General features: G+C 61.3%; 12 protein-coding genes and 1 tRNA gene. 5 read left to right on the top strand and 8 right to left on the bottom strand.

Features of this window, described 5'->3' with window-relative positions; translation table 11 throughout:
* The 3 genes from ACYU8T_RS02845 to thyA all read right to left on the bottom strand — a co-directional run bounded on the left by ACYU8T_RS02845 (position 1) and on the right by thyA (position 3,721).
* Positions 1-1,005, bottom strand: coding sequence for an alpha-ketoacid dehydrogenase subunit beta (locus ACYU8T_RS02845; RefSeq protein ID WP_461159728.1), 1,005 nt, complete (start codon positions 1,003-1,005; stop codon positions 1-3).
* 217 nt (positions 1,006-1,222) lie between these two features.
* The gene (locus ACYU8T_RS02840; protein WP_461158451.1) at positions 1,223-2,668 is read right to left on the bottom strand and encodes a thiamine pyrophosphate-dependent enzyme; all 1,446 of its coding nucleotides are present in this window, start codon (positions 2,666-2,668) and stop codon (positions 1,223-1,225) included.
* Between the two features lie 105 nt (positions 2,669-2,773).
* Positions 2,774-3,721, bottom strand: coding sequence for a thymidylate synthase (gene thyA, locus ACYU8T_RS02835; protein ID WP_461158450.1), 948 nt, complete (start codon positions 3,719-3,721; stop codon positions 2,774-2,776).
* 123 nt (positions 3,722-3,844) lie between these two features.
* Between thyA and ACYU8T_RS02830 the strand changes: the two genes are divergently transcribed.
* Both ACYU8T_RS02830 and ACYU8T_RS02825 read left to right on the top strand, forming a co-directional pair.
* Positions 3,845-4,189 (top strand): JAB domain-containing protein, encoded by a 345-nt coding sequence (locus tag ACYU8T_RS02830; RefSeq protein WP_461158449.1) that lies wholly within the window; start codon positions 3,845-3,847, stop codon positions 4,187-4,189.
* A 99-nt stretch (positions 4,190-4,288) separates the two neighbouring features.
* Positions 4,289-4,365 (top strand) — tRNA-Pro (locus tag ACYU8T_RS02825).
* Between the two features lie 148 nt (positions 4,366-4,513).
* Here the strand turns inward: ACYU8T_RS02825 and purB are convergent.
* Positions 4,514-5,830 carry an adenylosuccinate lyase gene (purB, locus tag ACYU8T_RS02820; protein WP_461158448.1) on the bottom strand — a complete coding sequence of 439 codons (1,317 nt, stop codon included), beginning with the start codon at positions 5,828-5,830 and terminating at the stop codon, positions 4,514-4,516.
* A gap of 267 nt (positions 5,831-6,097) precedes the next feature.
* Between purB and ACYU8T_RS02815 the strand changes: the two genes are divergently transcribed.
* Positions 6,098-6,475 (top strand): EF-hand domain-containing protein, encoded by a 378-nt coding sequence (locus ACYU8T_RS02815; RefSeq protein ID WP_461158447.1) that lies wholly within the window; start codon positions 6,098-6,100, stop codon positions 6,473-6,475.
* Positions 6,476-6,585: 110 nt separating this feature from the next.
* On the opposite strand, the gene ACYU8T_RS02810 is transcribed toward ACYU8T_RS02815, so the two are convergent.
* Genes ACYU8T_RS02810 through ku form a run of 3 tightly spaced genes read right to left on the bottom strand, consistent with a single transcriptional unit; the run spans position 6,586 to position 10,209 of the window.
* On the bottom strand, positions 6,586-6,771 hold the full coding sequence (locus ACYU8T_RS02810) for a hypothetical protein (protein ID WP_247231842.1): 186 nt from the start codon (positions 6,769-6,771) through the stop codon (positions 6,586-6,588).
* Positions 6,772-6,831: 60 nt separating this feature from the next.
* Entirely contained in the window at positions 6,832-9,327 is a 2,496-nt protein-coding gene (gene ligD / locus ACYU8T_RS02805; RefSeq protein ID WP_461158446.1) for a DNA ligase D, read from the bottom strand.
* 3 nt (positions 9,328-9,330) lie between these two features.
* Positions 9,331-10,209 (bottom strand): non-homologous end joining protein Ku, encoded by an 879-nt coding sequence (gene ku / locus ACYU8T_RS02800; RefSeq protein ID WP_461158445.1) that lies wholly within the window; start codon positions 10,207-10,209, stop codon positions 9,331-9,333.
* Between the two features lie 166 nt (positions 10,210-10,375).
* Here ku and ACYU8T_RS02795 point away from each other — a divergent pair, with 166 nt between their 5' ends.
* The gene (locus ACYU8T_RS02795; RefSeq protein ID WP_247231848.1) at positions 10,376-10,711 is read left to right on the top strand and encodes a hypothetical protein; all 336 of its coding nucleotides are present in this window, start codon (positions 10,376-10,378) and stop codon (positions 10,709-10,711) included.
* Positions 10,708-11,382: an orotidine-5'-phosphate decarboxylase gene (gene pyrF / locus ACYU8T_RS02790; RefSeq protein WP_247231850.1), complete on the top strand. Its 675-nt coding sequence runs from the start codon at positions 10,708-10,710 to the stop codon at positions 11,380-11,382. Before ACYU8T_RS02795 ends, pyrF begins: the two co-directional genes overlap by 4 nt.
* A 48-nt stretch (positions 11,383-11,430) precedes the next feature.
* Here pyrF and ACYU8T_RS02785 read toward each other — a convergent pair whose 3' ends face one another.
* Positions 11,431-12,084: an outer membrane protein gene (locus tag ACYU8T_RS02785; RefSeq protein ID WP_201513438.1), complete on the bottom strand. Its 654-nt coding sequence runs from the start codon at positions 12,082-12,084 to the stop codon at positions 11,431-11,433.
* Positions 12,085-12,202: the final 118 nt, after the last annotated feature.

Below are 12,202 nucleotides of genomic sequence, written 5' to 3'. Positions count from 1 at the left end.
TCAATCCCTCATGATCTTATTGATCGCTTCCCTGATCCGCACCGGCCCCGGGAAATAGGCCCATTCCAGGCTATGCGGATAGGGCGTGTCGAAACCCGTCACCCGTTCGATCGGCGCCTCCAGATGATAGAAGCACCGCTCCTGAACCAACGCGCTTAACTCCGCGCCAAAGCCGCTGGTCCGCGTCGCCTCATGCACGATCAGGCAGCGGCCGGTCTTCTTCACCGACTGCTCGATGGCCTCTATGTCCAGCGGCACCAGCGTGCGCAGGTCGATAATCTCGGCGTCAACGCCCATCTCCGCGACGGTGCTCTCGATCACATGTTCCATCGTACCATAGCAGAGTATGGTCAGCGCTGCGCCCGCACGGACCGTACGCGCCTGTCCCAACGGCACGCGATAATAGCCCTCCGGCACCATCGCGCCCGGATGCCCTGCCCAGCTTTTCGCCGGACGGTCATAATGACCATCGAACGGCCCGTTATAGATGCGCTTGGGTTCGAAGAAGATCACCGGATCATTATCCTCGATCGCCGCGATCAGCAGCCCCTTGGCATCATAGGGCGTCGACGGGATCACCGTCTTGATGCCCGACACATGGGTGAAGATGCCCTCGGGCGATTGGCTATGCGTCTGCCCGCCGAAAATCCCGCCGCCAAAGGGCGACCGCACCGTCATCGGCGCGATGAACTCCCCCGCCGACCGGTAACGCAGCCGCGCCGCCTCGCTCACCAACTGATCGAGCGCGGGATAGATATAGTCGGCGAACTGGATCTCCGGCACGGGACGCAAGCCATAGGCGCCCATCCCCACCGCAACGCCGATGATGCCGATTTCCGTGATCGGCGTGTCGAACACCCGGTTCTTGCCATATTTCTTCTGCAATCCGGCCGTCGCGCGGAACACGCCGCCGAAATAGCCGACATCCTCCCCCATGACCACGACATCGGGATCGCGCTCCATCATCACGTCGAGAGCGCTGTTGATCGCCTGGATCATGCTCATCTGGCGCGCCTGACTCATCTCCTCTCTCCTTCAGGGGAGAGGATAGCGAAGCTTGCCAGCCCGCTGGCTAGCGAAGCTTGGAGAGGGGAAAGCAGCACCGCTCCCTGACCAAATCCCGTCATGCCAGCGCAGGCTGGCATCTCTCCGCCTGTTCGCACCATGCTTAAAGCTGAAACGAGATCCCAGCTTCCGCTGGGATGACGAAAACCGGAAATAGTCACAACCCAGCCGCCTTCGCTTCATCCAGCATCTGCCGCTGCTGCTCCCTCAGATGCCAGGGCATCTCCTCGAAGACATCCTCGAACATGCTCTCCATCGGCTGATGCAGGCCATGTCCCAAAATCCCGTTCTTCTCCGCTTCCCGCGCCGCGTCGCGCACCTGCTCGGCCAGTTCCTTGTCCATCGCCGCCTGCCGTTCCTCGTCCCAGACGCCGATGGCGATGCAATGCTGCTTCAACCGCGCGATCGGGTCGCCCAGCGGCCAGCGGCTCCCCTCATCAGCCGAGCGATAGGCGCTCGGATCATCGGACGTGCTGTGTCCCTCCGTACGATAGGTGAAATGCTCGATCAGCGTCGGCCCATGATTGGCCCGCGCCCGATCCGCTGCCCAGCGCGTCGCGGCATAGACCGCCAGCGCGTCATTGCCGTCGATCCGCAGTCCCGCGATGCCATAGCCGATCGCCCGCGCCGCAAAGGTCGTCGCCTCCGCGCCTGCAAAGCCGGAAAAGCTGCTGATCGCCCACTGGTTGTTGACGACGTTCAGGATCACCGGGGCGCGATAGACGCTGGCGAAGGTGCAGGCGGAATGGAAATCCCCTTCCGCGGTCGATCCTTCGCCGCACCATGTCGCCGCGATCCGCGTGTCCCCGCGCGCCGCGCTTGCCATGGCCCAGCCCACTGCCTGCGGATATTGCGTGGCCAAATTGCCGGAGATGGAAAAGAATCCCGCCTCGCGCGCCGAATACATGATCGGCAGCTGCCGCCCCTTCAGCCGGTCGCCCTTGTTCGAATAGATCTGGTTCATCATGTCGACCAGCGGCCAGCCGCGCGCGATCAATATCCCCTGCTGGCGGTAGCTCGGGAAACACATGTCATCGCTCGCCAGCGCCGCCGCCGCGCCGATCGACACCGCCTCCTCACCGGTCGACTTCATGTAGAAGCTGGTCTTGCCCTGCCGCTGTGCCCTGAACATGCGTGCGTCGAACGCGCGGGTCAGCGCCATGCCGCGCAGCATGCGGAGCAGTATCTCCGGCGGCAGTTTCGGGTCCCACGGCCCTACCGCGCGGCCTTCCTCATCCAGTACGCGGACCAGGTCGTAGGCCAGTTCCCGCATCGCACCGGCGTCTGCCGCCTCATCGGGCCGCCGTGCCGCTCCGGCGGCGGGAATGTCGAAATGGTTGAAGTCCGCCTCGTCGCCCGGCCGGAACTGGGGTTCTGGCACATGCAGGCGCAATTGGGGCAAGTTGCGTCCGCCACCAGACGTGGTTTCCGCGGCAAAATCAGCCCGGTCAGCGTCACCCGGTCCCGACGGAACGGTCGGCAGGTCAGCATTGCCCGGCCGAGCAGCAAGATTTTCACCAGCCCGCCGAGCGTCTTGTTCGCCCAGCCGCTTGCCCTGCTCGTTCCCGGCCTTCCCAGCGCCCGAATCATCCCGGTCGCCCATCCCGCCTCCTACTCGCACTTGCAATATTATTGCTTGATGCAATTATAATGTTACAACGCTCGCAAAAAGCAAGAGTTCCGTTTTCTCGCTAATTCCTTCTTGCAATCACACCGCCACCGGCGCCGCTATGTGACTCTGCGGCGAATAATCCACCACTTCGAAATCCTCGATCCGATAGCCGAAAATGCTCTCCGGCCGCCTCTTTATGCTCAGTTTCGGCGCACCGCCCGGCGTCCGGCTGATCTGCTCCTCCACCAGCGCGGCGTGATTGAGGTACAGGTGCACGTCCCCGCCCTGCCAGACGACTTCTCCCGGCTCCAGGTCGCATTGCTGCGCCAACATCCGGGTGATCATCGACAGCCCGAAGATGTTGAACGCAAATCCCAACCCCAGGTCACAGCTGCGCTGGAACAACAGGCCGTTCAGCCGACCATCGGCCACCTGGAACTGATAGGTCATGTGACAGGGCGGCAGGGCCATGCGCGCGACTTCCGCGACATTCCATCCAGTAAACAGCAAACGCCGCGAGCCCGGATTGTGCCTGATCCCCTCGACCAGTTCCACGATCTGGTTGTGCCCCTTCTCGGCCCGGCGGAACAACCCATCGCCAACAGCTTCGTAGCGCGGCCAATTCACCCATTGCGCCCCGTAGACGGGGCCCAGATCGCCCCACTGCCGGGCGAAGGCTTCATCCTCGATAATCCGCGTCTCGAAGTCGTCACGGCTGATCTCTTCGCCGGTCGCCTTGCGATAAGAGGCCAGCGGCCAATCGGTCCAGATATGCACGCCCTGACGGACGAGCTCGCGGATATTGGTGTCCCCGGTCAGGAACCACAGCATTTCCCGCGCCGCCACTTTCCAATAGACACGCTTGGTCGTCAGCAGCGGCACCGCGTCACTCGCCAGCGAAAAGCGCATGGTGGCGCCCAGCACTGACCGCGTGCCCACGCCGGTGCGATCGACCCGCTCATCCCCCTCCGTCCAGATCCGGCGCATCAGGTCCAGATATTGCTGCTCATAATGCGCTTCGTTCGGAGTGATGATTGCGGTCAACGACGCTCTTCCCTGTTGCGGCGATTCCACATTCGCCGCCCTCGCTTTAGCCGAGCAGGCCCGAGCTCGCCAATCTTGCTTTCGCTTCGGACCATTCTCCGCCCGTTCCACTCCATAGTGGACATGGTTCGCGGTGATCGCAGCGGACGGTCGCAGCATCTTGAGGCAATGGCCGCTACGGAAAGCATCCGATTCCTGCTGTTGGACGATCAGTGGCGTCCCCTGGGCCGCGTCGATGGGGGAAGGGATTGGCGCCACGTCCTGCAGGAACTGCTGCTTCAGGGCAGCCATTGGCTCATCGTCGAGCAGGTGCGCCCAAACGAAGGCTCCCCTCATCCGCGACGGGACGATATCCGCCTCGCCCGCTCGATAGCACGCCGCCTCCGGCCGCTGGAAGTGACGCTCGCCGACCATGTCATTCACGGCGGCCGGGAACAGTTCAGCTTCCGCGCCGCAGGCCTGCTTTGACCAAGGCAAAAAAAGCATGCCCAGCCGCTTGCCAGTCCGAAAAGCCCCCTCTATAGACCCCGCCTGCCCAGCGGCGTTGCAAGCAATGCCGCTATCGGTCGGGGAGTAGCTCAGCCTGGTAGAGCACTGTCTTCGGGAGGCAGGGGCCGGAGGTTCGAATCCTCTCTCCCCGACCACATTTTTCTTCACATCAAAGGTTTAGGTTGGCACGCGCGAGCGCGGTTTCGTGCTCAGCTTGAATTCGCGTAAACTATTGGTCTTTCGCAAGCACAAAAAAGGGCGCGTTTCCGCGCCCTTTCATCGACTTGAGCATTGCCGCTCCAGTCAAGCTTCGCCGAACACCCGGCGGAAGATCGTGTCCACTTGTCTGAAATGATAGTCGAGGTCGAACTTCTCCTCGATCTGTTCAGCGGTCAGCGCCGCAGCGACGTCCGGATCGGCCTTCAGCAGTTCGAGCAGCGACAGCTGGCCATCCGACTCCCAAACCTTCATGGCGTTGCGCTGGACGTAACGATAGCTGTCCTCGCGCGACACACCGGCCTGGGTCAGGGCGAGCAGCACCCGCTGTGAGTGAACAAGACCGCCCATCTTGTCGAGATTCTTCATCATCCGCTCGGGATAAACGAGCAGCTTGTCGATGACCCCCGTCAGGCGACCCAGGGCGAAGTCGAGCGTGATGGTGGCGTCGGGGCCGATATAGCGTTCAACCGACGAGTGGCTGATGTCCCGCTCATGCCACAGCGCGACATTTTCCATTGCTGGCAGCGCGTAGCTGCGCACCATGCGAGCAAGGCCGGTGAGATTCTCGGTCAGAACCGGGTTGCGCTTGTGCGGCATAGCCGAACTGCCCTTCTGGCCCGGTGAGAAATATTCCTCGGCCTCCAGCACTTCGGTACGTTGCAGGTGGCGGACCTCCACGGCCAGGCGCTCGATCGAGCTTGCGATGACGCCCAAGGTCGCGAAGAACATGGCGTGGCGATCGCGCGGGATAACCTGCGTCGAAACGGGTTCGATCGCGAGCCCGAGCTTGGCCGCGACATGTTCTTCCACACGCGGATCGATATTCGCGAACGTGCCCACCGCGCCGGAAATGGCGCAGGTCGCAACTTCCTCGCGCGCGGCAACCAAGCGGGTCCGGCACCGGCTGAACTCGGCATAGGCTTCAGCCATCTTGAGCCCGAAGGTCACGGGTTCGGCGTGAATACCATGGCTACGGCCGATGGTCGGCGTCAGCTTGTGTTCGAAAGCGCGGCGCTTGATGACTGCCAGCAGCTGGTCAAGATCGTCGATCAGGATGTCCGCTGCCCGGGATAGCTGCACGGCAAGGCAAGTGTCGAGCACATCGGACGAGGTCATGCCCTGGTGCATGAAGCGCGCTTCGTCACCGACCTGTTCAGCCACCCAAGTCAGGAACGCGATGACGTCATGCTTGGTGACCGCTTCAATCGCGTCAATCGCAGGAACGTCGATGGCCGGATTGCTCGCCCACCAATCCCACAGCGCCTTTGCGGCGGATTTGGGAACCACGCCCAGTTCACCAAGCGCCTCCGTGGCATGGGCCTCGATTTCGAACCAGATGCGAAACCGGGCTTCTGGTTCCCAGAGTGCTGTCATTTGGGGGCGAGCGTAGCGCGGGACCATCGAACGAATCCTGATTTGCTGGTGAAAGATCGCGCGCCGCCTAGCAGGCGAGCCTTTCAAGGGCAAATCGCGGCTTCTTTCGTCTTCCCTCCACCCTCCCGGCCGCTTTTCACCCTGATTATGGCAGTATTTGAAGACCAGATGAGGCCGTTCATGGGGTAAGATGTTGATGCTGAACAACCATTCAGGAAACACGATAGTCATTCATGTATTCTTGCCCCATGAAGCGGTCGCGTCGGACTTGCTCGATCGCTGATGGAGAAGATTATGTTTCGCGCCTTTATTGCTGCTGCTGTCCTGTCTGCTGCCGCCCCGGCGGTCGCGCAGACTTCCGCCGATGCGCCCGCAGCCGTGCAGCCGGAAGTACCCGCGCAAGCCCAAACCCCGGCAGACACGGTGGCATCGATCGTCGACAGCGAGTTTCCAGCTTATGACGCCAATGGAGACGCGCAACTCGACAAAGCCGAATTTTCACGCTGGATGGCGGCGCTGAAGGATCAGGAGATGAAGAGCAGCGGCCAAAAGCTTGCGGCCGCTGATGTCGTGGCCTGGACTGACGGCGCTTTCAAGACGGCCGACGCCGACAAGAGCATGTCAGTGAGCAAGCCCGAGCTGATTTCTTACCTGAGCCGCGGCGCTTCCTGATCGCGGAGCATTCGACGCGGATTAGAAAAACCCCAACCCAAAAGGGTCGCAACATGGGGCGGCATGGAGCGAAGGCCATGCCGCCTCTTTTTTTCTAAAATCCAAGCTGGTCAGCCGCGCTTCTTGTTCGCGTATAGAAGCGCCGCCACGATCGCGGCCGATCCAATCCCGACCGCAGTCCCCATCCACACGCCCCTGCCCGCGGTCTTCCGCGCAGCGGATGCCAGATCGGACTTGTTTTCAGTTGCCTGCTTGGGGGCTTCGCCTTCGGGCGCATTGTCGTTGGGTTGGGTCATGGTGAATCAGCTTATGCAACAAGGCCGTCTGCGAGGAAAGATGGCCCCGGCATATCTGCGTCAATAGTCCGGCAGCGTCTGGCGCGCTTCGCCCCAACCGCGCAACTCCCTTGATCCCGCCCGCGCGAGCAATTTATCGATGTCCGCGATCGTGTAAGCGCCCGGGCGGTCGATAACTTCTAATTCGTCCCAGGTCACGGGCACCGCCACCGGCGCATTCTCACGTGCTCGCACCACATAAGGGAGCACCGCCGTAGCGCCACGCTGATTACGCAGCCAGTCGATGAAGATCCGCCCCTTCCGCTTCGCCTTGCTCATGGTGGCGGTGAAGCGGTCCGGTTCGGCAGAAGCCAGGGCGCGCGAAAAGCGATCGGCAAAGTCCTTTACCTTCGGCCATTCGGCCTCCGGCGTAAGCGGCACTACGACGTGCACGCCCTTGCCGCCGGACAACATGGGAAAGCTTGTGAGGCCAATATCCTCAAGGGTGCGGCGAATATCACGGGCAGCCTTTTTCACATCCTCAAAGTCCAGCCCCTCGTCAGGATCGAGGTCGAAGATCAGCCGGTCCGGCTTTTCGACATCCTCGACCCGCGATCCCCAGCCGTGAAATTCGATCGTGCCCATCTGAACGCAGGCAACCAGCCCATCTATGTCATCCACATAGAGATAGTCCTGCTCGTCCCCGTCCTTTTCGCGAATAGGGACATGCTTCACATGATCGCCAAAGCTGCCGCTGTCATGCTTCTGGAAAAAGCATTTCTTCGCCCGCCCCTGCGGACAACGCACCAAACTGATCGGCCGGTGAGCAATCCACGGCAGCATGACTGCTCCGGCCGCCTCATAATAGTCGGCGAGCTGTCCTTTGGTGACCTTCGCTTCGGGGAAGATCAGCCGGTCGCGATTTGAGACATGCACATCGCTTTCCTGTTCGGGTACAGCCATCACCTTCTCCCGGGAAACGTCCTTCGCCTTCTTGTCCTCACGGAGGCCCAGGAAGCTGCCATGACGTACGACATTGTCGCTGGTGAACTCGGCGAAGGCGATCTCCGCAACCAGATCAGGCCGCACCCACTTGGCACCCCGCGCCTCGCTGCGCGGAACCTGCAAGGCGGCGGTCTGCCGGGCCCTCGCCTTCAGCTGGCTTAGAAGCCGCTCGCTATTCTGCGCATTGAACCCCGTCCCGACCTTGCCCGCATAGACGAGGCCTTGATCGTCATGCTGGGCAAGCAGGATGTTACGGAGCGAGCGGCCACTGGCGGTGCTTGGCGTCCATCCCACAATGACGAATTCCTGGCGGCGGGTGCATTTGACCTTCAGCCAGTTCTTGGTCCGCGCGCCGCGATAGGGAGCATCGGCGCGCTTGCAGATTATCCCCTCCTGCCCCGCCTCGCACATCGTCCTGAACAGCTTTTCGCCAGCGCCCACAATATGGTCGGACAAGTGCACATGCGCGCTCCCCTGCCCAAGCAAGGCCGCGAGCTTCTCCTTCCGGGCGATATTGGGCTGCCAGGTCAGATCTTCGCCATCCAGGGAGAGGAGATCGAAGGCGAAGAGATGTAGCGCTCCCCTGTTCTCGCCCTTCAACACCTGCTGCAATGTCGAAAAGTCGGGATTTCCGTTCGGCCCGAGCGCCACGATTTCGCCATCGATAAGCATGGGGGGAAGGTTCATGCCCGCAACCTCCTTCGCTAAGGATGCGAAGCGATCGGTCCAGTCCAGGCCGGATCTGGTAAAAACCTGCACGCGGCTACCCGCCGCACTGACGAGGCTGCGATAGCCGTCATATTTGATTTCATGCAGCCAGTTGTTGCCGGTGGGGACGGCGTCCACCAGCGTCGCCAGTTGCGGCGCCTGGAATGGAGGAGCCTTTGCCAGTTTACTCCGCTTGGGCGCAGGACGCGTCGGGGTCGCCCTCTCCGCTTCGCTCATCGCGGCGTCGAATGCTTTGCCACGCCTCCCCTTGAGCGAGATCGCAGGCGCGTTGGCCGCAATCTCCCCCATGGTCCTGCCGCTCTTGATGCTGGTCAGTTCGCGCCCGACCAGATCCTCCGCAGGACCGGCATAGGCATCATCGATCTTGCGGAGCAGCCAATTCTCCCGCTTTCCTTCACCAGGCCGTGGCTTCAAGCGGATCAGCAGCCATTCGCCCTTCATCCGCTGGCCGTGCAAAACGAAGTGGAGATGGCCTTTCGCCAAGTCCTTCGCACTCTTGCCGGGCACTGGCTCCCAGGTGCCTTCATCCCACAACATCACGGTGCCCCCGCCATATTCACCCTTGGGGATGGTGCCTTCGAATCTGGCGTAGGATAGCGGATGATCTTCCGTGCGGACGGCGAGGCGCTTGTCGGCGGGATCAAGGCTGGGGCCGCGCGTCACGGCCCAGCTTTTAAGGACGCCGTCGACTTCCAACCGGAAATCATAGTGCAATCGGGTGGCGTCATGTTTCTGGACGATGAAGCTGTTCCCGCCCCGACGCTCCCGCTTTCCGGCAGGTTCCTTCGTCCGGGTAAAGTCGCGCTTGCGATTATATTCCTTCAGGGGGTCGGCTTCGGCCATATATCAGGCCCGCTTGCGCGCGGGAGCCTTGGTAGCAGAGCTCCGCCGGGACGCAGGTTTCTTTGCCGCAGGCTTTGCGGCTGCGCCTTTCGCGCCGCTATCCACAGATTTCTTGAGCGCGGCCATCAGGTCGATCACATTGCCGCTGCGCTTGGCAGGCGCTTCGTCCTCATCCTCGATGATGCGACGCCCCTTGGCCTTCTTCTTCTTGTCGATGAGCCTTTCGAGCGCATCGACATAGCGGTCGTGAAAGCTGTCGGGCTTGAACGGCGCCGTCTTCTTTTCAATGAGCGCCTCGGCCAGGTCGAGCAGTTCCGGGTCCGGTTTCACATCGTCTATTTCACGGAAATAGGATTGGGCCTTGTTGACCTCATCGGCATATCGGAGCGTCTCCAGTACCATTCCGCGTCCGCATGGTTTCAACGAAACGATATATTCCCGCCCGCGCATCGCGAGCTGGCCCAATCCGACTTTCCTCGCCCGGCGCAAAGCTTCCCGCAGTACGACAAAGGCTTCCTTAGCAAGATCGTCGGCGGGCACGACATAATAGGGCCGCTCATAATAGAGAACGTCGATCTCGTCGGCATCGACAAACTGGGTCAGTTCCAGCGTCTTCTTGCTCTCCAGCTTCACCGCTTCGATCTCGTCGGGCTGGAGCAGGACATAGTCGCCCTTGCTGACCTCAAAGCCTTTGACGATGTCCTCGGGCTTCACTGGGCCCAGTCCGGGCACCGTCTTTTCATATCGCACCCGCTTGCCGCTGGGCTCATGGATCTGGTGGAAGGCGATCTGCGCGCCAGACTTGGTAGCAGCGTAGATTTCAACGGGGATGGAGACGAGAGCAAGCCTGATCTGCCCCTGCCAATATGCACGCGCCGCCATGGTCCAACCTCCTTGCCATCGAGAAAAATGCGCAGCCCGGCACAAGGGTTCCGGGATCAAGCAGCGCATCTTCCCTTCGCATGATGCCGGTAAATCCGACGAGGCGCTTTCGAACTGCGCCGAAATGGCCTAAGCTGACCGGATCAGCAGCTAAAGGACATGCCGAATGCAATTCCTACGGACTGCCTTCTGGGTTGTCTTGGCCGTCGCGATCGCCCTTTTTTGCAAGGCGAACAACCGGCCGACCGAAATCAAGATTTGGGGTGACATAGTTTGGGAGACACGTATCTGGTTTCCCATCCTGATCGCATTCCTCGCGGGGTGCCTTCCCTTCTGGATCATGGCACGCACAACGCGCTGGCGGATGAAGCGGAAGCTGGAAAATACCGAGCGTGCCCTTGTGGCGGCGACTGCGACGGCGGCGCCTGCTTCCCTGCCCAGCGACACCGCTGACCATCTTACGACCGCTTCACCTTCCCACCCTGTCACAGGAACAGCATGAGCAGCCCCATCTACGTCGCCATAGACACCCCCGACCTCAGCAAAGCTCAGGATCTGGCCGGGCGCGTGCGCGGGCATGTCGGCGGGTTGAAGCTGGGGCTCGAATTTTTCTGCGCGCATGGCCATCATGGCGTGCGGGAGATGATGAAGTTCGACCTCCCGATCTTCCTCGACCTCAAGCTTCATGACATACCCAACACGGTGGCAAAAGCCGTGCAGGCGCTCAACGGGCTGGAGCCAGCGATCCTCACCGTGCATGCAGCCGGCGGCCGCGCCATGCTGGAGGATGCAAAGGCGGCGGCGGGCATCAATACGAAGGTGGTGGCAGTCACCGTCCTTACCAGCCTCGACAACAGTGACCTTCAGGACATCGGGGTCGGCGGCAGGGCGGAAGATCAGGTAACACGGCTCGCCGATCTTGCGCGAAGTGCCGGGTTGGACGGCATCGTCTGTTCGGGGGAAGAAGTCGCGCTTGCGAAACGGGCCTGGGCCGACGGATATTTTGTGGTGCCAGGCGTGCGTCCGCAAGGAGGTGCCATGGGCGACCAGAAGCGGGCTGTGACGCCGCGAGAAGCTCTGGATCGTGGCGCGTCGATCCTCGTCGTGGGCAGGCCCATCAGCTTGGCGGAAAATCCGGATCAGGCTGCACGAGAGATCGAAGCAACATTGTAAGAGAGTGGTGAGATGGGAGGACCGGCCAACGCCAGTCCTCCCCTCCCGTCAGAAGCGCCAGCCTACGCTGGCTACGACCTGATGACGGTCAGTATCGATATCGAACTCGCTGCTGGTCGCGCCATTGACGAAGTCGATATGAGCGCTGTCATATTTCGAGTAACGATATTCCAGCTTACCGAACATATTTTCGTTGAACGCGCGCTCAACGCCGCCGCCGACCCGCCAGCCGTCCAGCTTGAACGCCGTATCGGTGGACTGATTGGTGTCGCCTGCGAGCACGTTCAACTTGGTGTTGGTGTAGCCACCCTTCACATAGACGAGCGTGTTGGGGCTTGCGAGAATACCCGCGCGCGCGCCGATGTAGAGGTCACGCCCTTGGCTGACCCGGCCAAAGCCGAACTGGTCGGTGAAAGGATTCCGGCTGCTCTTGGCAGTAGAGTCGGTGAATTCGCCTTCAACACCGACGACAGCGCTGCCAAGGTTGAAGTCATAACCGGCGCCGACGCCATAGAGCAGGCCATCGATCGACTGGTCATCATCGCCATTGTCATTGTCCACGCTGCTGCCCGCGCCGGTATGGTCATAGCCTAAAATCGCTTCGACCCGAGGCCCGGTGAAAGTGGCTCCAGCATCCTGGGCCAAGGCGGGAGCGGCTACGGCCGATCCAGCCAGCAGGGTTGCGACCATTATTTTCCGCATAGGGTACTCCATTGTCACTCACCTCCTTCAGGAGGAAGTGCTGGAAGTCCCAAGCACAGCTCATGGTTTCATGAACCCAAGATAAACGGCTGAAAATGTGGCATTTGGGCAACGAAAT

It is taken from the genome of Sphingobium sp. TomMM35A (assembly GCF_054771735.1).
This window is presented reverse-complemented; position numbering and strand designations above follow the sequence as displayed.